Source organism: Thalassotalea sp. G2M2-11 (assembly GCF_017168195.1).
In the GTDB taxonomy this organism is placed as follows: domain Bacteria; phylum Pseudomonadota; class Gammaproteobacteria; order Enterobacterales; family Alteromonadaceae; genus Thalassotalea_E.
Genome location: NZ_JADNYL010000002.1, coordinates 533,782 through 554,395, shown reverse-complemented (window position 1 = coordinate 554,395; position 20,614 = coordinate 533,782). Strand labels below are relative to the sequence as shown.

15 protein-coding genes and 4 tRNA genes are annotated in these 20,614 nt (G+C 38.5%); 13 read left to right on the top strand and 6 right to left on the bottom strand.

The genetic code is table 11. The features are described 5' to 3' along the window. Nucleotide 1: 1 nt before the first annotated feature. The gene (purF, locus tag IV514_RS08380; RefSeq protein ID WP_206484489.1) at nt 2-1,519 is read left to right on the top strand and encodes an amidophosphoribosyltransferase; all 1,518 of its coding nucleotides are present in this window, start codon (nt 2-4) and stop codon (nt 1,517-1,519) included. Nucleotides 1,520-1,592: 73 nt separating this feature from the next. Here purF and IV514_RS08375 read toward each other — a convergent pair whose 3' ends face one another. Both IV514_RS08375 and IV514_RS08370 read right to left on the bottom strand, forming a co-directional pair. After that, nucleotides 1,593-2,192, bottom strand: a complete 600-nt coding sequence (locus IV514_RS08375; RefSeq protein ID WP_206484488.1) for a Yip1 family protein — start codon at nt 2,190-2,192, stop codon at nt 1,593-1,595. A 229-nt stretch (nt 2,193-2,421) separates the two neighbouring features. Then, the gene (locus tag IV514_RS08370; RefSeq protein WP_206484487.1) at nt 2,422-2,700 is read right to left on the bottom strand and encodes a hypothetical protein; all 279 of its coding nucleotides are present in this window, start codon (nt 2,698-2,700) and stop codon (nt 2,422-2,424) included. Nucleotides 2,701-2,850: 150 nt separating this feature from the next. Here IV514_RS08370 and miaE point away from each other — a divergent pair, with 150 nt between their 5' ends. Continuing rightward, nucleotides 2,851-3,609 (top strand): tRNA isopentenyl-2-thiomethyl-A-37 hydroxylase MiaE, encoded by a 759-nt coding sequence (gene miaE / locus IV514_RS08365; protein WP_206484486.1) that lies wholly within the window; start codon nt 2,851-2,853, stop codon nt 3,607-3,609. Nucleotides 3,610-3,930: 321 nt separating this feature from the next. Beyond that, complete coding sequence (locus IV514_RS08360; RefSeq protein WP_206484485.1) at nt 3,931-5,619, top strand: ATP-binding protein; 1,689 nt, start codon at nt 3,931-3,933, stop codon at nt 5,617-5,619. 244 nt (nt 5,620-5,863) lie between these two features. Here the strand turns inward: IV514_RS08360 and IV514_RS08355 are convergent, their stop codons facing one another. The 3 genes from IV514_RS08355 to IV514_RS08345 all read right to left on the bottom strand — a co-directional run bounded on the left by IV514_RS08355 (nt 5,864) and on the right by IV514_RS08345 (nt 8,272). After that, complete coding sequence (locus tag IV514_RS08355) at nt 5,864-6,865, bottom strand: GGDEF domain-containing protein (protein ID WP_206484484.1); 1,002 nt, start codon at nt 6,863-6,865, stop codon at nt 5,864-5,866. 138 nt (nt 6,866-7,003) lie between these two features. Further along, nucleotides 7,004-7,765 (bottom strand): UDP-2,3-diacylglucosamine diphosphatase, encoded by a 762-nt coding sequence (gene lpxH / locus IV514_RS08350; protein ID WP_206484483.1) that lies wholly within the window; start codon nt 7,763-7,765, stop codon nt 7,004-7,006. 15 nt (nt 7,766-7,780) lie between these two features. After that, nucleotides 7,781-8,272, bottom strand: coding sequence for a peptidylprolyl isomerase (locus tag IV514_RS08345; RefSeq protein WP_206484482.1), 492 nt, complete (start codon nt 8,270-8,272; stop codon nt 7,781-7,783). 135 nt (nt 8,273-8,407) lie between these two features. Between IV514_RS08345 and cysS the strand changes: the two genes are divergently transcribed. Beyond that, on the top strand, nt 8,408-9,793 hold the full coding sequence (gene cysS / locus IV514_RS08340; RefSeq protein ID WP_206484481.1) for a cysteine--tRNA ligase: 1,386 nt from the start codon (nt 8,408-8,410) through the stop codon (nt 9,791-9,793). Between the two features lie 208 nt (nt 9,794-10,001). Beyond that, nucleotides 10,002-11,615 carry an alkaline phosphatase gene (locus tag IV514_RS08335; RefSeq protein WP_206484480.1) on the top strand — a complete coding sequence of 538 codons (1,614 nt, stop codon included), beginning with the start codon at nt 10,002-10,004 and terminating at the stop codon, nt 11,613-11,615. Nucleotides 11,616-11,707: 92 nt separating this feature from the next. Here the strand turns inward: IV514_RS08335 and folD are convergent, their stop codons facing one another. Continuing rightward, nucleotides 11,708-12,562, bottom strand: a complete 855-nt coding sequence (gene folD / locus IV514_RS08330; protein WP_206484479.1) for a bifunctional methylenetetrahydrofolate dehydrogenase/methenyltetrahydrofolate cyclohydrolase FolD — start codon at nt 12,560-12,562, stop codon at nt 11,708-11,710. A 286-nt stretch (nt 12,563-12,848) separates the two neighbouring features. Between folD and IV514_RS08325 the strand changes: the two genes are divergently transcribed. The 8 genes from IV514_RS08325 to lon all read left to right on the top strand — a co-directional run bounded on the left by IV514_RS08325 (nt 12,849) and on the right by lon (nt 20,327). After that, nucleotides 12,849-12,925: transfer RNA gene (locus IV514_RS08325), tRNA-Pro, on the top strand. Between the two features lie 60 nt (nt 12,926-12,985). Beyond that, nucleotides 12,986-13,062: transfer RNA gene (locus IV514_RS08320), tRNA-Arg, on the top strand. A 21-nt stretch (nt 13,063-13,083) separates the two neighbouring features. Further along, nucleotides 13,084-13,159, top strand: a tRNA-His gene (locus IV514_RS08315). A 17-nt stretch (nt 13,160-13,176) separates the two neighbouring features. Next, nucleotides 13,177-13,253: transfer RNA gene (locus tag IV514_RS08310), tRNA-Pro, on the top strand. A gap of 741 nt (nt 13,254-13,994) precedes the next feature. Beyond that, nucleotides 13,995-15,302: a trigger factor gene (gene tig, locus IV514_RS08305; protein ID WP_206484478.1), complete on the top strand. Its 1,308-nt coding sequence runs from the start codon at nt 13,995-13,997 to the stop codon at nt 15,300-15,302. Between the two features lie 87 nt (nt 15,303-15,389). Beyond that, on the top strand, nt 15,390-16,028 hold the full coding sequence (gene clpP / locus IV514_RS08300; protein WP_206484477.1) for an ATP-dependent Clp endopeptidase proteolytic subunit ClpP: 639 nt from the start codon (nt 15,390-15,392) through the stop codon (nt 16,026-16,028). 81 nt (nt 16,029-16,109) lie between these two features. Continuing rightward, a complete protein-coding gene (gene clpX / locus IV514_RS08295) occupies nt 16,110-17,390 on the top strand; it encodes an ATP-dependent protease ATP-binding subunit ClpX (RefSeq protein WP_206484476.1) in 1,281 nt (426 codons plus the stop codon). Nucleotides 17,391-17,969: 579 nt separating this feature from the next. After that, nucleotides 17,970-20,327 carry an endopeptidase La gene (gene lon / locus IV514_RS08290; RefSeq protein WP_206484475.1) on the top strand — a complete coding sequence of 786 codons (2,358 nt, stop codon included), beginning with the start codon at nt 17,970-17,972 and terminating at the stop codon, nt 20,325-20,327. Nucleotides 20,328-20,614 lie beyond the last annotated feature (287 nt).

The window sequence follows — 20,614 nt, the reverse complement described above, 5'->3', positions numbered from 1 at the left end:
CATGTGTGGTATAGTTGGCATTGTAGGTAATAGTCCGGTGAGTCAATCATTATATGATGGCTTAACCGTATTACAACATAGAGGACAAGATGCAGCAGGCATCGTCACTATTAACGATAATACCTTTAGATTAAGAAAAGCCAATGGCTTAGTGAAAGATGTGTTTCATACCCGTCATATGCTGCGTTTGCAGGGCAATATTGGTATTGGTCATATCCGCTATCCAACCGCTGGTACTTCAAGTTCTTCAGAAGCTCAGCCTTTTTATGCTAATTCACCGTTTGGCATTTCATTAGCGCATAATGGTAATTTAACCAATGCGGATGAATTAAAAGATTGGCTATATAAAGAAGCATGTCGTCATGTTAACACTACCTCAGATTCTGAAATTTTATTAAATATTTTAGGTCATGAATTACAGCAAGGTGGTCGATTTGAATTAACACCAGATGATATCTTTTCAGCAATTTCAAATGTGCATAAGCGCGTACGTGGTGCGTATGCAACCGTTGCATTAATTATCGGCAATGGCATGGTTGCATTTAGAGATCCTAATGGTATTCGTCCGTTGGTTTTTGGTAAAAGAGAGACCGAAAACGGGGTAGAGTACATGGTTGCCTCTGAATCGGTTGCGTTAGATGCTTGCGACTTCACTTTTGTGCGTGATGTTTCGCCGGGTGAAGCTATTTACGTGACTGAAGATGGTCAGTTACATACCAAGCAGTGCGCACAGAATCCAAGTTTTAACCCTTGTATTTTTGAGTATGTATATTTTGCACGTCCAGATTCTGCCATCGATAAAATTTCGGTATATGGCTCTCGTGTTGAAATGGGGAAAAAGTTAGGGGAAAAGATTGCACAAGAGTGGGCGGATGAAGATATTGATGTTGTTATCCCTATTCCTGAAACATCGTGTGATAGTGCATTACAAATTGCGCAAACACTTAATATTCCTTATCGTCAAGGCTTTGTGAAAAACCGTTATATTGGTCGCACTTTCATTATGCCTGGGCAAGAAATGCGTAAAAAGTCTGTACGTCGTAAGCTCAATGCTATATCAACAGAGTTTGCCGGTAAAAATGTGTTATTAGTCGATGATTCGATTGTACGTGGTACTACTTCAGAGCAAATTATTGATATGGCGCGAGCAGCGGGAGCTAAAAAGGTTTACTTTGCTTCAGCAGCACCTGAAATTCGTTTTCCAAATGTTTATGGTATTGATATGCCGAGTGCTACAGAGCTAATTGCTCATGGCAGAGAGTTAGATGATATCTGTCAATTGATTGGGGCTGATAAACTAATTTTCCAATCGATTGAAGACTTAGAAGCAGCTGTTGCAGCTGCAAACCCAGATATTAAGCAATTTGAAACTTCAGTGTTCGATGGTCAGTACATTACCAAAGACATTGATCAAAGCTATCTAGAAAAGCTTGATGCGCTTCGTAATAATGAAAGCAAAGAAGCTTCCGACAAAAATGCTGATTCTATTATAGATATGCATAACGAAGGTGCTGAATAAGCGCATTTAGTTAGGATGAATAAATAAAAAACGCTCTCAAATGAGAGCGTTTTTTATGTCTGTAATCAATCAATTAAGAAATATACTCGGCGCCAAAGCCCATGCTAAACATGATGGCGCTGACAGCCATTAATGAAACCAATAATACTAAGCCGCATGTAACAACAGAGCTTGCGTAGATAAAACCTTTTTCTTCAGGAATATTCATCATAATAGGGATCCCTGAGTAAAGTAAATATACTGAGTAGGTTAGTGCAGCTAAACCGGCTAGGGCAACAAACCATAACACAGGATAGAGAGCGGTTAAGCCAACCATTAATAGTGGTGTTGCGGTGTAAGCGGCTAATTCTAACGATTGAGTAAAATCCGGCGATGCGTCAAATGTTTGCGCCATCCATTGGATTAGATAGGCAAGTGCAAATACTCCCGCAACTAAGCCGGCATACATAGCCACAGACATGGCAATCGCGCTGGACTCAGAAATTTTTATCACATCACCTGCGCCAATTGACCACCCGATATGAGCGGCTGCATAATAACTACAAATCGCTGGGATCAATGTGATTGTGAGAATATGTATCAAACTATACATTAAACTTTCGTGACGTTTTTCAATTGTTTGCCACTCTTCTTTTGGATGAGCATAAAGCCCCCAAATATGATTCAATATCATAAACTACCCCTTGCTCTGTCCCCAAAATACGCATTACAGTTATTATTTTTTATTTTCTGCTTGCGAGTACATATCAACGTTATATTTTTATCTGTTGATATTATATTTATGAAATATGTCGACGCATTCGTCAAGAGTTGTTTGAAAAATACTCGCAATAGTGAGCAAATTCTAATTTTTTATATCTAAAATAAATGAAATTTATAAGTGTTTAGAATGAATAGTGCTATCAAGCGACTTTAATTCGCACAACTTTCATTACATCAATAGTAAACCCTGCTACCTCTTCATTGTCTGGATAATAAGTAAGGTTAACTCTTTGACCTTTAAGGGATTGATATAACTTTTTGCGCTTATATTTAAAGGGGACGTCGACACCAGCAATCATCAGGGTATTTAAAATCCAATCACCTTGTTCGCGTTGTACATGTGAACTGACTTTTTTCTCTTCACTATGAATTAAATTTTGGTGTTTGCTGGTCAGTTTCTTGATTGCTCGGTTGCTCATATTCTATCAACTTTTTCGCTATAGGCCTTATTTATCAATGCAAAGTCAGTGTGCATTCGAGCTTGTCATTGATTGAAATAATCTCATGGTTAAGCATCAACTTATGCTATTATTGCCCCAAGTTTATCAGAGTCTTTGTAGTTTTTATTGATGTCTATAGAAAAATTGTTGGCGCCTATTAATGCATTTTTACAATGCGAAACCCCAAGTGCTTGGATAGAAAAAGCGAAACAGCATGAAAATCTAGCCATTATTTTAATTGATCATTTGATTTGTGAGTTAAAGGCAGCGCAATCAGCGATGTTTTTAATTCGAAAGTATGCGGTAGATAAAGAAAGTGGTGATGCGTTATTAGCTTGGCTTAAACCTTTTGAAACCTTGATTTATAAACGTGAAGGAGACTGGCGAGATCTGGTCAATCAAAATAAATTGTCTAAAAATATCATGCCAAAGTCAGACTCACCTTATGGGCAAGATTTAATCGATAAAATGGTGCTATTGATAAAAGAAGAGTTACATCATTTTTATCAAGTGCTGGAGATTATGGATGAGTATGGTGTTGAATATAAAAGTATTACGCCATGTCGTTATGCAAAAGGCATGTTACGTCACGTTAAAACATTTGAACCAGACGCAATGATTGATAAACTCATTATTGGTGCATATATTGAAGCTCGTTCTTGTGAACGGTTTGCAAAGCTGGCACCGCATGTCGATAAGCGTTTAGGTGATTTTTACATCTCATTGCTACGCAGTGAAGCACGTCATTATCAGGACTATTTAACTTTGGCCGAAGAAATCGCAGGTCATGATATTTCTGAGAGAGTCAGTTACTTTGCTAAAGTAGAAGCTGAGCTTATTTCGTCACCTGATTGCGATTTTAAATTTCACTCCGGCCTACCAGCATAAATTTTACTTTCTGTTCTTACCTTTAGTTAATCAGGTTTTTATCGTTAACTGGATAAAGTCATGTATGCATTATTGGTGGTTTGATATGTTGTAATTATTATCATCGTTTTACTAGGATTAATTTAAGATCAAGGGCTGTCACAGCTATATTTTTTGTTAGGGTAGGCGAGCTTATTTACTGTTGTTGTTTGCTATTCATTGTCTTTTTCGAAGCGATTAGCAAGTTGTTTTAATTCAAGCGGATGCTGAAAGGTTTAATTGTACCTTTAAGCCTTGGAGTACTATATTGATATTATTGATTTTAATTAGTAGTGGAAAATAATGCATAAAGCTAAGGTGCCAGCTAATGAATCAGCAAGACTAAAAGCGTTAGCAGATTATGACATTTTAGACACTGATGCTGAAAAATCATTTGATGATATTACGCAATTAACGGCTGAAATCTGTGAAACACCGATTGCACTTGTTAGTTTGGTTGATAAAAATCGGCAATGGTTTAAGTCAAAGGTCGGGCTTGATGTTTGTGAAACACATCGTGACATTGCTTTTTGTTCTCATGCAATATTAGGTGATGATATTTTTGAAGTTCCCGATGCATTAGAAGATAAACGTTTTTACGATAATCCTTTGGTTGTCGATTTCCCTAATATACGTTTTTATGCGGGCGCACCATTAAAAGTTCCCACGGGTGAAAAAATTGGTACCTTGTGCGTTATTAGTGACAAACCGGCTAAGCTAACAGAAAAACAACGTAACGCATTGACACTATTAAGTCGTGAAGTTGTTGCTCAACTAGAACTAAAACTCAACAATAAAAAGCTTCATTTAGCAGTGAGTCAACTACAACAACAACAGTTGCAATTAGAGTTAGCGAAGGAGGAAGCGGAACAAGCGACGAAAGCCAAAAGCCTTTTCTTGGCTAATATGTCTCATGAAATTCGAACGCCATTACATGGAATTTTGAACCTTGCTGAATTAGGCATGGTGGATGATTCACCAACAGAGAAGAATTCATGCTTAAAAGGGATAAAGAGCACAGCAAATGTTTTATCAAATATTGTTAATGACATATTAGACTTTTCAAAAATTGAGGCTGGCAAACTTGAAATTGAAAATATCCCATTTGATTTACGTGAAATTATTTATTCAACGGCTAAATCTATAAAAGTGAGTGTGGATAATAAAGGAGTAAACTTTATTGTTAATATTGACCAACAGATTGAAAAAATAACCTATGGAGACCCTGTCCGAGTTAGTCAAATCATTTTTAATTTGTGTTCAAATGCGATTAAATTTACTGAGATGGGCACGGTTGAACTAAAGGTTAACTTAATCAACAAAGGCAATGAGTACCAAGATATTGTTTTTGAAGTCATTGATACCGGTATTGGCATTGAAGAAAATAAAAAATCAATCCTTTTTCAAGAGTTCCAACAGGAGGAGCTTTCAACCGCTAGAAAGTATGGTGGTACAGGACTTGGCTTAACAATCTGTCAAAATTTGAGTGACTTGATGGGGGGAGAGTTAAGTTTTGAAAGTAAAAAAGGGCAAGGTTCCACTTTCAGGTACAGTCAAAAATTTTTGCTCAGCAAGCTATCAAAACTCAACATTACAGATAATGATATTGTTGATTTAAAGCAGGCAGTCGTACTAGTTGCGGAAGATAATAGAATTAACCAAACTATTATTAAACGTATGCTAGCAAGGCATAATGCTCAAACTGTCCTTGTTGAAAATGGTCAAGATTGTCTTGATTATTTTATTAATAATGACGTTGATATTATTTTGATAGATATCCAAATGCCTGTTATGGATGGTTTCTCGGCTACTCAAGTAATTAGGGCAAGTGAAACCGGCAAAGACGTGCCTATTATTGCCATGACCGCAAATACTCTGAAAAGTGATGTTGAGCAATATTTTGCAGTAGGTATGAATGGCTTTTTAGGTAAACCTTTTGATAAGGAAAAATTGAACTCTTTACTCAATGTTTATAACCCCAAAAAAACTTAATACGACGGAAATTAAGTTAGTACTGTATGTCGGTAAAAGGTAAAAGGTAAAAGGTAAAAGGTAAAAGGTAAAAAGGGGGGGAAGTCTCTTTATCAACACGTGAAACTCGTTATTATCAAGACTAGCTTAAGATATGCTAATAAGGGGATGCAGAGTACATTAAACTTTTCAGGTAAAATAGAAGCGAGCTTATTTCATCACCCGATAAATATTTCAACTTTCATAGCGGCGTGCCCGTATAGGCTTACATGGCTATGCAGCAGTTTCTCCCGGCATTTTTAGCTTGATAGAGCGCAGAATCAGCTTGATCAAAGACGGTCTTCCAGTTGTTGCTATTGCGATACTCTGAGATACCAACAGAAATAGAAATGTTAGGTAGGTAAGTGTTTGATTTTTTTTGCTTCAATCTAAGCTGAGTGATAGCAATTCTAATTTTCTCTGCAACTTTTTGTGCTTCTGGTTTGGTTTTATTTGCCAACACCACAATAAACTCTTCGCCACCATGACGCACAGCAAAGTCGGTATCGGTGATGTGGCTTTTAATGGTAGACGCGACTTTTTGAATTACTTTATCGCCTACGGAATGGCCAAATGCATCATTAATTTTTTTAAAGTGATCTATATCAATGACGAATGAGCTATGAATCTCGTCTTCCGAAAGTGATTGTAGTTTTTCTTCGCAGCCACGACGATTATATAACCCTGTTAGCGCATCAAGCATGGCTTCATCTCTTGAAGCTTTTAATTGGGATTTTAACTGCTTAACTTGCTGATAAGTATCTGCTAATTCTTTATTAAGTTCTTGATGCTGTAACTGTGAGCTGGTTAATGTGCGATTGATAAATTTTATCAGCGGTTCAAGTGTTGATGCAGCTGTTGAGGCAGACAGCACTTTATCTGCTTTTTCTAAATTCGTGGCTATTTCATTACCATTGCTAACTTGCGTAGCCAGTTTTTTCATGGTCTCGGTTAAAGTGAGCTCAAAAGGGGTTAACAACGAGCGCTCTAATTTATCGCTGTGGGAAAAATATTTTAAGAATGCAGACTCGATAAAAACAGCGTCTAAGGCACCATGATAACTGATGTATTCGTCAATATAGTGATTTAACGCTTGATTGTCTTTTGATAAGTAATGATAAATAACAGAAAAATTGATTGGTGTTGGAGCCACTTCGTATTGCGCTAAAAAGGTGATTGTTTGTTCGCTTAATTTTATTGCGCTTGGGTAGTTGTCTTGAGTATTCATATCTTATCCCTAAAACTCATATAACTTTGTATATATTATGCGATATAAAACCATAAAGAAAGTAGGGAGTTATTCGAATTTCTCTACTCAGTAGACTTGCTCTACGACAATGAGGTTATCATATTCATTGATAAGAAATTATTTACTGGGCCCTTGTGATAAATCACGGTTTAGTAATTGAAAGCCTGAACGATCAAATTTCAACCAAGAGCCTTGCTCGTACCAATCTCCAAGCACGATCCGTTTGCCTTCTCTATCGCTTAAATTAACGTAATGGATATTAGGTCTGTGGGTGTGGCCGTGGATCATCAATGAACAATGATGTTCAGTTAAGCTTTTTATCACTTCACTTTCCGTAACATCCATTATTTCTTGGCTTTTCATTGACGTGGCTTCAGCACTTTTTTTGCGATAGTTTTCAGCAATTTTTCGGCGAATAAATAGCGGTAAATTTTTAACCATTGCTTGCCACCACCATGAACGTGATTTTTTACGAAAATCTTGATAGGCGGTATCTCTGGTGCACAAAGTGTCACCATGCATGATCACAACCGATTGACCATACAGATCGATAACATCAATTTCGGGAAGTAAGGTCATCCCTGCTTGTTGAGCGAAACCTTTACCTAATAAAAAGTCACGATTTCCATGGATAAAATAGATAGGAACGCCGCTTTGGCTAAGTGCTTTCAGCCCTTGGGCAATTGCTAAGACAAAAGGGGAGTTATCATCATCACCAATCCAATACTCAAATAAGTCACCCAAAATATAGAGTGCATCTGCTGCTACTGCATCATTTTGTAAAAACGATAAAAAACAGGCCGTTATATCAGGCCTGTTTTGCGCTAGATGTAAGTCAGCAATAAAATAGGTGAATGCTGCGCTTTTTTCTGAGTTCATTGACAATACGAGTTGTTATTCAACAATAGTGTCTTCAATGATAATTTCTTCTTTTGGTACATCATCATGAAAACCCATACGTCCCGTATCCACTAAGGTCATTTTATCGACAATATCCATGCCTTCAACTACTTTACCAAACACACAGTAGCCCCAGCCTTGTACTGACTCATTTTTAAAATCTAAGAAATCATTATCGGTTAGGTTAATAAAAAACTGTGCAGAAGCTGAATGAGGGTCTTGGGTACGAGCCATAGCTAAGGTGCCACGGTTATTGCTTAAACCATTATTGGCTTCATTTTGAATGCTTGCTCGTGTTTCTTTTTCACCCATGCCAGAAGTAAAACCGCCACCTTGAGCCATAAATCCTTTGATCACACGATGAAAAATCGTGTCATTATAAAAACCATCTTTTGCATATTGTTCAAAGTTTTTTGCGGTAATTGGCGCATTATCAAAGTCTAGTTCGATTTTAATGTCGCCCAATGTTGTCTTAAATGTGATCATAATCATTTCTCATAGTAAATAATGAGAGAATTGTAACCTAAAGGCAGATTCTGTAAAGGGAAGTGATGACCATAATGTAATGTTAAGGTACAATTAGCGCGAATTTAACCTCATAAATTGGAAGCAATTAGTCTCATGTTACAAATATACAATACTTTAACCCGTAAAAAGGAAACCTTTACACCGATCAACGAAGGTAAAGTGGGGTTGTATGTTTGTGGGTGTACCGTATATGACTTGTGCCATATTGGTCATGCTCGTACCTATATTAGCTTTGATAATATTGCCCGTTACTTACGTTTTTCAGGTTATGACGTTAATTATGTACGTAATATTACTGACGTTGAAGATAAAATTATTAACCGAGCGCTTGAGAATAATGAAACGCCAGATGCTTTAACAGCTCGCACTATTGCCGCTATGCATGAAGATTTTGACGCACTTAATATGATGCGTCCTGATTTCGAGCCTCGAGTGACCACGCATATGCCTGAAATTATCGAGATGATCGAAACGTTAGTGTCGAAGTCCCATGCTTATGTGGCTGATAGCGGTGATGTACTTTTTGATGTTTCCAGCTTTGCTGATTATGGTCAATTAAGTGGTCAAAATTTAGAACAACTTCAAGCAGGTTCTCGTGTTGATGTTGATGAAACTAAACGTAACCCATTAGATTTTGTCTTATGGAAGTCTGGTAAACCAGAAGAACCAAGCTGGGATTCACCATGGGGGCCAGGGCGTCCAGGTTGGCATATAGAATGTTCAGCCATGAATGCTAAGGTACTGGGCAAACACTTTGACATTCATGGTGGTGGTTCAGACTTACAATTTCCGCATCATGAAAACGAGGTTGCGCAGAGTTGTTGTGCCCTAGATACGCCATATGTTAATTACTGGATCCACACTGGCATGGTGCAAGTTGATCAGGAAAAAATGTCAAAATCATTAGGTAACTTCTTTACTATTCGAGAAGTGCTGGCGAACTATGATGCCGAGACGACACGCTTTTTCTTAACCACAGGGCAATACCGTAGTCAGTTAAATTACTCGACTGATAACTTAGAGCAAGCGAAAGCGTCACTTGAGCGTATTTATACCGCGTTACGTGATGTTGATATTAGTGAAAACTATTCTCTTGATAAAGAGAATGAGCATGTCAAAGCATTCTGTCAGGCAATGGATGATGACTTTAATACCCCTCAAGCCTTATCTGTGTTATTTGATATTGCCAAACAGCTCAATGTGGCTAAGCAAAGTGACCCTGCACAAGCGAAAGAATTAGCATCAATCTTGAAAGCTTTAGGTGGTTTATTAGGCTTATTACAGCTTGCCCCTGAAAGCTATCTACAAGGCGATGGCAATGATGATGAAGTTGCTGAAATTGAAGCGCTTATTGCGCAGCGTAATCAAGCCCGTGCGGATAAAAATTGGGCATTGGCGGATGAAGCGCGAGATAAGCTTAATGCGATGAATATTGTCTTAGAAGATAGCGCTGGCAAAACGACTTGGCGTAAAGGCTAGTTGTTAACTAATTAATGATTGATAAAGCACTCTGCGGAGTGCTTTTTTATTGCCTGTAAATCTATATAGGCTATTGGAAAGCAAACAGCGCTAACTCGGCTTGTCATTGTTTTGTCTTAAAGCTGTCGATTAACTTTCAACTTTTTGTCATCACTTGTTCATCTTATCAGTAGAAACTCTGGAGTAACTCAATTGCTCAGGAGGCACTATGAAAATTAAAAAAATGGTATTGTTAATTTCCGCTGCATTGGCTGTCAGCATTCCTGCTTATGCTAAACAAGCTCAAGGTAATAAAAGTAAAAATAAAGAACTATTACCAAGCTATCAAACAGCTAGCCCTTGGTTTGTCGAAGGACAACAACGCTTAAATGAAAAGGGCAAGTTATTCGGCCGCCCTGCTAAAAATGTTATTCTTTTTGTCGGCGATGGTATGGGGATGTCTACCGTTACTGCTGCGCGCATTTTAGAAGGACAGTTAAAAGGCATGGCGGGAGAAGAGAATAATTTGAGCTTTGATTTGTTCCCTTATACTGGCTTAGCTAAAACCTATAATGTTGATGCTCAAACACCAGATTCAGCTGGCACCATGACTGCAATGATGACAGGGGTTAAAACGGATGTTGGTGTGATAGGTGTGAATGAAAATATTGTACGAGGTGATTGCTCAACGGTTGCTGGTAATGAGCTAGTTACAGCGTTAGAGCTTGCTGAAGCGAAAGGTAAATCGACAGGTATACTGTCTACCGCACGTATTACTCATGCAACCCCAGCCGCCACTTATGCCAAATCAGCGGATCGTAATTGGGAAGATATTTCAGATATGCCTGCTCAAGCGGTAGAAGCAGGGTGTAAAGATATTGCGTTGCAACTTGTTGAGTTTGAACAAAATACCAAAGCGCGTTTTCCTTCTGCAAAACTAGTAGATGGTATTGATGTGGTGATGGGAGGAGGCCGTCGTCACTTTTTACCCAAAAATGCAGCTTATAATTCAATTGATGCGGCAAGTGCTATTGAAGGGGATCGAACAGATGGACGTGATCTTACTGCTGAGTGGCAAGCGCAGTATCCACAAGGACAATATATTATCGATCAAGCCGGTTTTAATGCCATTGATGCAGATAGTACCGAAAAGCTATTTGCATTATTCAATGAGTCGCATATGGCTTATGAAGCTGACCGTCAAAATGATATTGCTGGCGAACCCTCATTATCAGAAATGACCAGTAAAGCGATTGATATTTTAGATAACAATAGAAAAGGTTTCTTTCTAATGGTGGAATCTGGACGAATTGACCATGGCCATCATGCCGGTAGTGCTTATAATGCGCTTACAGATACCATCGAATTTTCTAACGCAGTCAAAACGGCGGTTGATGCTGTTGATTTGAAAGAGACATTAATTATTGTCACAGCTGATCATAGCCATGTGTTAACTATTGGTGGCTACCCTAAACGTGGTAACCCTATTTTAGGTAAAACTGTATCGGTAGGTAAAGATGAGCCAGCGCTTGCTGCAGATGGTATGCCATATACAACATTATCTTATGCTAACGGGAATGGCTTTAAAGAGCTCGGTGATGAAACAAATGCGGATAAGAGTTATTACATGCCAATTAGTGCTGGTCGACATGATTTGACTGATGTAGATACTGAATCGTCAGGTTATCATCAAGAATCACTTGTACCGCTTTCATCAGAGAGCCATGCGGGGGAAGATGTTGCTATATATGGTAAAGGCGCAGGAGCACATTTAGTTTCTGGTACCAATGAGCAATCAATTATTTTTCACGTGATCAATAAAGCGGCTCGTTTAGATAAATAAGTTTATCAATCCATTTTTATTAGCTGACAAAAAAGCCGCAATGTATTGCTACAATGCGGCTTTTTTTGATTAAGTTAATTGTATTTTACTACTTAATTATGAAACTGCTCACAGGCGATTAAGGTATTCTCGATTAAGCTAGCCACAGTCATCGGGCCGACTCCGCCAGGAACAGGAGTTATATATGCTGCTCTTTCTTTTGCCACATCAAACTCAACATCACCGACTAATGTACCATTGTCTAAGCGATTAATACCTACATCGATAACGATAGCGCCTTCTTTAATCCAATCGCCAGGAATAAACTCTGGCTTACCAACCGCGACAACAATAAGATCTGCGTTTCTGACTTTCTCTTCAAGGTTTTTGGTAAAGCGATGTGTCGTGGTAATAGTACACCCTGCTAGTAATAACTCTAAAGTCATTGGGCGACCAACAATATTTGATGCGCCAACGACTAAGGCATCTAAGCCATGAGGTTTTACACCAGTTGATTCAATGAGCGTCATTATGCCTTTTGGTGTACATGGACGAAGACCCGGTTGACGCAAGGCAAGTTTACCGACATTGGATGGGTGGAAGCCATCAACATCTTTTTTTGGCGCTATGGTTTCAATCACTAAATTGGCGTCAAGCCCTGCTGGTAGCGGCAATTGCACTAATATACCGTCGATCTCATCATCGTGGTTTAGCGCCTCGACCAAGTCAAGTAATTCTTGTTCTGTCGTTGTATCAGGTAAATCATATGAACGAGATACAAAACCAACTTCCTCACAGGCTCTACGTTTACTACCAACATAAACTTCAGAGGCAGGATCGTTACCAACAAGGATAACCGCTAAGCCAGGAGCTCGTTTACCTTGTGCGATACGTTGAGAAACTTTTTCTTTGACAGAAGATCGTAGTTGCTGGGCAATTGCTTTGCCATCGATAAGTGATGCAGTCATAATTCCTAAGGCGTTAAATTAAAGACGCGACATTTTCGCATAATTTATGATTAAGTAGTAGGTGAAAATCACAATATATTGTATATATAGACGTTAAAAGATAAATGGTAATAATTTACTTATTTTTGTTGTTTTTGTGTTAAAACTGAGCAAATAGTCTATTCTTTGGCTCGGCTTGCTGTAAAAGTGAGCGAACACAACATTTTTTATAAAAAACGTTTGACGAAGAACAGTCAACTAGGTAATATCCGCACCCGTTGAAAGCAAGCAGCTTTTTAACAATTGTCGGTGATTAGCGCAGCTTGGTAGCGCACTTGGTTTGGGTCCAAGGGGTCGCAAGTTCGAATCTTGCATCACCGACCACTTTCTTAAAGTAATAACTAGTTTTTTTCTTCAAGAAAGTGTAGTTTCTGTAGGTAATGTGCGCCCTTAGCTCAGCTGGATAGAGCAACGCCCTTCTAAGGCGTGGGTCGTAGGTTCGAATCCTACAGGGCGTGCCATGCATCCTTGATGCAACAGTGGTGGCTATAGCTCAGTTGGTAGAGCCCCGGATTGTGATTCCGGTTGTCGTGGGTTCAAGTCCCATTAGCCACCCCATCTTTACAAAGTTATATCGGTGATTAGCGCAGCTTGGTAGCGCACTTGGTTTGGGTCCAAGGGGTCGCAAGTTCGAATCTTGCATCACCGACCACTTTCTTTCATTTAAATCCACAACTTCCTCATTAGTAGTTAGCTAAAACATTTAGATGAGAACTTGCGAAGCAAGTCAACAAAATTGTTGGGAACAATTTTGCTCGCACTTGTGCGACCCGTAGGGTGGAGTATAGGGATGTACGGAATCATCTTGCATCACCGACCACTTTCTTTCATTTAAATCCACAACTTCCTCATTAGTAGTTAGCTAAAACATTTAGATGAGAACTTGCGAAGCAAGTCAACAAAATTATTGGGAACAATTTTGCTCGCACTAGTGCGACCCGTAGGGTGGAGTATAGGGATGTACGGAATCATCTTGCATCACCGACCACTTTCTTATTGTATCGTCTTATTAAATCATCCTTATAGTTAGCATTAGTTAGTCGCTTGTTAGTTCATCGTTGATAATGAAAATTTACAGGTAACTAATCAATTCGTTATTAGTCGAACTTCTTTATAGCAATATATTTTAACCCCTTATTTTCTTGATTTTCCGTGATATAGCGCAGATTTTGACCGTTGTCATAAAATTAATTGATTTCACCCCTCGACTCTTGAGAAAAGCACCGCTATAATTTCGCGTCATTATTTTTAATCTGAACATCATTTATTCGGGTATTCCGAGCTTTAAGGCATGTGCTAAGGGGCTGAGAGCAATTAAACGGAGAGTTATTTGCTCACTATAGATAGATGCGTTATTGAAAGCGTAAAAAGCGCTAAGTATTGAGGTATGTAAATGCAAGTTTCAGTAGAGACTACACAAGGTTTGGAACGTAAGTTAACTATTTCAGTTCCTGCAGAAAAAGTAGATGTTGAAGTAAAGAACCGTCTTCGCCAAATCGCAAAAACACAGCGTATTAACGGTTTCCGTCCAGGTAAAGTGCCACCGTCAGTGATCCAAAAACGTTACGGCAAGTCTGTACGTCAAGAAATTGCTGGTGAAGTAATGCAACGTAATTTTGTAGAAGCAATTGTTGCTGAGAAAATCAACCCAGCTGGACGTCCTCAATTTGTCGCTAAAAGTAATGAAGATGGCAAAGATTTAGAGTTTGAAGCGACTTTTGAAGTGTATCCAGAAGTTGAATTAAAAGACATTGAAAAAATCAAAGTAGAGCGTCCAGCAGTTGAAGTGACAGACAAAGATTTAGATGAAATGTTTGTAACACTACAAAAACAACACCAAACGTGGAAAGAAAATAAGCGTAAAACTAAGAAAGGCGATAAGTTAACGATTGATTTCTTAGGCCGTGTTGATGGTGAAGAGTTTGAAGGTGGCAAAGCGGAAGGTTTTGAACTTGAACTTGGTTCAGGTCGTATGATCCCTGGTTTTGAAAAAGAAATCACAGGCATGAAAGTGGGTGAAGAAAAAACGATCACTGTAACTTTCCCTGAAGATTACCATGCGGAAAACTTAAAAGGTAAAGACGCTGAATTCGACATTAAAGTACACAAAACTGAAGGTCCAGTATTACCTGAAGTAGATGAAGATTTTGCTAAGTTATTTGGTGTAGAAGAAGGTGGTGTTGAAGCACTTCGTGAAGAAGTACGTAAAAACATGACTCGTGAATTAAGCCAAGCAGTTAAATCGAAAGTGAAAGAGCAAGTGATCGAAGGCTTATTAGAAGCAAATGATGTTGACTTGCCAAGTGCTTTAGTTGCACAAGAGGTTGATGTACTTCGTCAACAAGCAATGCAACGCTTTGCGGGACAAATGGATCCTAAGAATATGCCTGAGCTTCCAGCTGATATGTTTGAAGAGCAAGCTAAACGTCGTGTAAAAGTTGGTTTATTACTTGGTGAAGTTATCAAGCAAAATGAATTAAAAGTAGACGAAGCTAAAGTTGATGAGTTAATTGAGACAGCTGCATCTGCTTATGAAGATCCTCAAGAAGTGATCGAATACTACAAGTCAAACAAAGAAATGCATCAACAAATGCAAAATGTTGCACTTGAAGAGCAAGCTGTTGACGTATTAGTTGCGGCTGCAAAAGTAAAAGATACGAAAGCTAGCTTCCAAGAAATCATGAATCCTGAAGGTAAATAGGCTTTTTGATTGACAATAGCTTTAGCAATCGCTTAAATGGCTTGTATGGAAACATATAAGCCATTTTTTTATATTAAGGAAAAATAGTTGTTTACTTCTCAAAATAATTCTCACGATTTAACCAGTATTACTGAAAGTGCATTAGTCCCTATGGTAGTTGAGCAAACTGCTAAAGGTGAGCGTTCCTATGATATCTATTCAAGGTTATTAAAAGAGCGTGTTATTTTCTTGTGTGGTCAAGTTGAAGATCATATGGCCAATTTAATTATTGCTCAGTTGCTGTTCTTAGAGTCAGAAAGTCCAGAAAAAGATATCTATCTTTATATTAATTCTCCAGGTGGTTCGGTAACTGCTGGCATGGCAATTTATGACACCATGAAATTTATTAAGCCGAATGTAAGTACGGTTTGTATTGGCCAAGCAGCGAGCATGGGCGCATTTTTATTATCTGGTGGTGAAAAAGGTAAACGTTACTGTTTGCCTAATGCTCGAGTGATGATCCATCAACCTTTAGGTGGCTTCCAAGGTCAGGCGTCTGACTTTGAAATTCATGCTAAAGAGATATTATATATCAAAGATAAGCTGAACCGTTTGATGGCAGAGCATACTGGTCAGTCACTAGAGAAAGTATCGGAAGATACTGATAGAGATAACTTCTTAAGTGCAGAAAGTGCGGTTGAATATGGCTTAGTTGACTCCATATTATCTCAACGACTAGATAAATAATTGCACGGATTTGTTATCTACATAATTTATGAAATACTTACTAGTATTGATGTTTAAGATTTTTAAGTTTAGAGGTACCGTATGACCGATATGAATAAAGGTGACGGTGATAATGGAAAGTTACTGTATTGCTCTTTCTGTGGCAAAAGCCAACATGAGGTGCGTAAGTTAATCGCAGGGCCTTCCGTATTTATTTGTGATGAGTGCGTTGAGCTGTGTAACGACATCATCCGAGAAGAAATTAAAGAGATTGCGCCAAAGCAAGAACAAGAAAGTCTTCCATCACCCATTGAGATCAGAACAAGTTTAGATGACTACGTGATTGGTCAAGAACACGCGAAAAAAGTGTTATCTGTTGCGGTTTATAATCACTATAAACGCTTACGTAATGGAGATTCACACAACGGTGTTGAATTAAGTAAAAGTAACATTTTGTTAATAGGTCCTACGGGCAGTGGTAAAACGCTGCTGGCAGAAACGTTAGCGCGGTTACTGGATGTACCATTTACCATGGCTGATGCCACGACATTAACCGAAGCAGGTTATGTTGGTGAAGATGTTGAAAACATCATTCAAAAGTTATTGCAAAAGTGTGATTACGACGTCGAAAAAGCGCAGCGCGGTATCGTTTACATTGATGAAATTGATAAGATTTCACGTAAGTCTGATAACCCGTCAATCACTCGCGATGTCTCTGGTGAAGGTGTTCAGCAGGCATTATTAAAACTCATTGAAGGCACAATTGCTTCTGTCCCTCCTCAAGGTGGTCGTAAGCATCCTCAACAAGAGTTTTTACAAGTAGATACCTCTAAAATCCTATTTATTTGTGGTGGTGCGTTTGCTGGTCTAGATAAGGTTGTAGAGCAACGTTGTAATACGGGCACAGGCATTGGTTTTGGCGCGGAAGTTAAAGACAGTGATCAAGGCAAATCGTTAACCGAACGCTTCCAAGAAGTTGAGCCTGAAGATCTAGTAAAATATGGTTTGATCCCTGAGTTTATTGGCCGCTTACCTGTTGTCGCGACCTTAAGTGAGTTAGACGAAGATGCATTGATCCAAATTCTACAAGAGCCTAAGAATGCGTTGACTAAGCAATTTGTCGCGTTATTTGATATGGAAGATGTTGAGTTAGAGTTTAGAGAAGACGCATTAAAAGCTATCGCCAATAAAGCCATGATACGTAAAACTGGGGCACGTGGTTTGCGCTCCATTGTTGAAGGGGTATTGCTTGATACTATGTATGAATTACCTTCGATGGAAAATGTGTCGAAAGTGGTACTTGATGAAACGGTAATAAAAGGTGAATCAAAACCGATTATTATCTATGAAACACCACAAGAAAAAGCGGCATCTGATAACTAGTTGATGTCCTATAGCACGGTATAAGAGCAGCAAATAGCCCTTATACCGTGAATATATTTATCACTTCTTTTGTTTTTATCTTAGTAGTTATTTGAAATTCCCCCAAGCTGATTTAGCTAGACCTTGATAACTAGCGTCATTCTCATTTTTTCACGTCGACTCAGCTAAAAAATTTTATATTTTCTCAGTGTTGAGATGATAATATCTTCATTCAGTGGCATTTTTTCCTATTATTTGTTGAAAGCAACATGAATAACCCCATATAGTTTAAATACCAATTGAAATAGCTATTTAACCCATTCAGAGCGGTGTCAGGATCGTGTGAACAAAGCAAATTGATGCAGGTGTAGTCATTCTCCATCAAAGCAATTTGTAAAGTGATCACTATCCTGACAAGCTCCCAAAGGGCGAGTTTAAAAGGCTCATATGCTGCGTTACTGATTTTGCTAAGGAAATAACCATTAGCTGCAATCAAAGCCTGCCTATAAGCCTTTTAATTCTCGCTGAACGATTAAATAGTTAATTCAATTGGTATAATTGTCTCGAATGTTTTATTCATATTAATGAAGAGAGTTTCTAATGTCAGAAGAATTAGCTGATGTAGCAAAAGTCACAGAAATCCCCGTACTTGCCTTACGTGATGTGGTGGTTTATCCACAAATGGTGATCCCATTATTTGTTGGTCGAGAAAAATCGATTCGTTGTTTAGATATCGCGATGGAAAGTGATAAACAAGTCTTTCTAGTGGCACAAAAAGATGCTGCAATAGATGATCCCACTGCTGAAGATGTCTACCAAACAGGTACCGTTGCCACCATTTTACAAATGCTTAAATTACCTGATGGTACTGTTAAGGTTTTAGTTGAAGGGGTTAAGCGCGCGAGTATTGAACAATTTATTGAAACAGAAGAATATTTTACAGCGGACATTGCCTATTTGAATGTAGAAGATGATGCGGTTGAAAATCTTGAGATTCTAGTGCGTTCGGCTATTTCACAGTTTGAAGGCTACGTTAAACTGAACAAGAAGATTCCACCAGAGGTGCTAACCTCTGTTTCTGGTATTGATGATGCTGAGCAGCTTGCCGATACTATGGCTGCTCATATGCCTTTAAAATTAGTTGAAAAGCAAAAAATATTAGAAATTACTCATGTTGCTGAACGTCTTGAACACTTAATGGCGTTGATGGAAGGCGAAATGGATCTTTTACAAGTTGAGAAAAAGATCCGTAGTCGTGTGAAAAAGCAAATGGAAAAAAGTCAGCGCGAATATTATTTGAATGAGCAAATGAAGGCAATTCAAAAAGAATTAGGCGAAGATGAAGAAGGGGTTAATGAGCATGAGCAACTAGAACGAAAAATTAATGATGCTCAAATGCCAAAAGAGGCAAAAGAAAAAACATTAGCCGAACTTAAAAAATTAAAAATGATGTCGTCAATGTCAGCAGAAGCAACTGTTGTTAGAAGCTATATTGATTGGATGATCAGTGTACCGTGGAAAAAACGCAGTAAGTTAAAGCGTAATTTAGCATTGGCAGAAGAAGTCTTAGAAAAAGATCATTATGGTTTAGAAAAGGTAAAAGAACGCATTATTGAGTATCTTGCGGTACAGCAGCGCATTAGCAAATTAAAAGGGCCTATTTTATGTCTAGTAGGGCCTCCTGGCGTTGGTAAAACTTCATTAGGGCAGTCTATTGCTAAATCTACTGGGCGCAAATATGTGCGTATGGCGTTAGGCGGCGTAAGAGATGAAGCTGAGATCCGTGGTCATCGTCGTACTTATATTGGTTCTTTACCAGGCAAGCTTATTCAAAAAATAGCCAAAGCAGGGGTGAAAAACCCGTTATTCCTTTTGGATGAAATTGATAAAATGGCCTCGGATATGCGTGGTGATCCTGCCTCTGCATTGCTTGAAGTGTTAGATCCTGAACAGAACTCAAGCTTTAACGATCATTATTTAGAAGTTGATTATGATTTATCAGATGTCATGTTTGTTGCAACATCAAATAGTATGGATATTCCAGGACCGTTGCTTGACCGGATGGAAGTGATCCGCTTATCTGGTTATACCGAAGATGAAAAGCTTAATATTGCTAAGCGTCATTTGTTAACCAAACAAATTGAACGTAATGGCCTTAAAGCGAAAGAAATTGAAATTGATGATAGCGCCATTATTGGTATTATCCGCTATTACACTCGCGAGGCGGGGGTACGTAACTTAGAACGTGAAATTTCTAAATTATGTCGTAAAGCAGTCAAAGCGATATTGCTAGACAAGTCATTGAAAAAAATAGTGATTAATCAAGATAATCTTGCTGACTACTTAGGCGTGCAACGCTTTGATTATGGCAGGGCAGATGATGAAAACCGTGTTGGCTTAGTTACAGGACTTGCATGGACTTCGGTTGGTGGTGAACTATTAACCATAGAAACGGCATCAGTGCCAGGTAAAGGAAAATTATCATATACCGGCTCATTAGGCGATGTGATGCAAGAATCAATACAAGCAGCGATGACGGTAGTGCGCAGTAGAACCGAGCACTTGCGCATAAATGAAGATTTTCATGAGAAACGTGATATCCATGTACATGTTCCTGAAGGAGCTACGCCAAAAGATGGTCCTAGTGCAGGGATTGGCATGTGTACTGCGCTTGTATCAAGTTTGACTGGCAATCCGGTCAAATCTGAAGTGGCCATGACGGGTGAAATTACCCTTAGAGGTGAAGTACTCCCTATCGGTGGTTTAAAAGAAAAATTACTTGCTGCTCACCGTGGTGGCATAAAAACGGTGGTTATTCCGAAAGATAACGAGCGAGATCTAAAAGAAATCCCTGATAATGTGAAAGCCGATCTAAGCATTCACCCAGTAAAATGGATTGAAGAAGTGTTAGAAATCGCTCTGGAACATCCAGTTGAAAAATGGAAAATGGATAGTTAGCCATAGTTAATTTTTCATTTAAACCGCTATGCTAGGTTTTTAAAAAAGACAATGGCCAAGCGAAAAATGGAAAATAAATCTGCTCTACACCCTGAAAAATGGTGTTTTTTTGAGTAAATTGGCAAAAAAAGTGTAAAAAACTTAAAAAAATTGCAATTAGGGCTTTCCAAAGTTTGAAACTGTGGTAAGTTAATGAAGCTTAAAGCGCTAGACCCCTTATTTATATTGGGGTCTAGATGAGATAAAAATAATTGTCTTAATTTTGAATTTCTTTAACTCAGTGCTTG

What these genes read in the sequence shown, in the direction of transcription:
- cysS (WP_206484481.1), top strand. Translation starts at nt 8,408, where the DNA reads ATGTTACAAATATACAATACTTTAACCCGTAAAAAGGAAACCTTTACA.
- IV514_RS08370 (WP_206484487.1), bottom strand. Translation starts at nt 2,700, where the DNA reads ATGAGCAACCGAGCAATCAAGAAACTGACCAGCAAACACCAAAATTTA.
- miaE (WP_206484486.1), top strand. Translation starts at nt 2,851, where the DNA reads ATGTCTATAGAAAAATTGTTGGCGCCTATTAATGCATTTTTACAATGC.
- IV514_RS08345 (WP_206484482.1), bottom strand. Translation starts at nt 8,272, where the DNA reads ATGATCACATTTAAGACAACATTGGGCGACATTAAAATCGAACTAGAC.
- folD (WP_206484479.1), bottom strand. Translation starts at nt 12,562, where the DNA reads ATGACTGCATCACTTATCGATGGCAAAGCAATTGCCCAGCAACTACGA.
- IV514_RS08360 (WP_206484485.1), top strand. Translation starts at nt 3,931, where the DNA reads ATGCATAAAGCTAAGGTGCCAGCTAATGAATCAGCAAGACTAAAAGCG.
- IV514_RS08355 (WP_206484484.1), bottom strand. Translation starts at nt 6,865, where the DNA reads ATGAATACTCAAGACAACTACCCAAGCGCAATAAAATTAAGCGAACAA.
- tig (WP_206484478.1), top strand. Translation starts at nt 13,995, where the DNA reads ATGCAAGTTTCAGTAGAGACTACACAAGGTTTGGAACGTAAGTTAACT.
- purF (WP_206484489.1), top strand. Translation starts at nt 2, where the DNA reads ATGTGTGGTATAGTTGGCATTGTAGGTAATAGTCCGGTGAGTCAATCA.
- IV514_RS08375 (WP_206484488.1), bottom strand. Translation starts at nt 2,192, where the DNA reads ATGATATTGAATCATATTTGGGGGCTTTATGCTCATCCAAAAGAAGAG.
- clpX (WP_206484476.1), top strand. Translation starts at nt 16,110, where the DNA reads ATGACCGATATGAATAAAGGTGACGGTGATAATGGAAAGTTACTGTAT.
- lpxH (WP_206484483.1), bottom strand. Translation starts at nt 7,765, where the DNA reads ATGAACTCAGAAAAAAGCGCAGCATTCACCTATTTTATTGCTGACTTA.
- IV514_RS08335 (WP_206484480.1), top strand. Translation starts at nt 10,002, where the DNA reads ATGAAAATTAAAAAAATGGTATTGTTAATTTCCGCTGCATTGGCTGTC.
- lon (WP_206484475.1), top strand. Translation starts at nt 17,970, where the DNA reads ATGTCAGAAGAATTAGCTGATGTAGCAAAAGTCACAGAAATCCCCGTA.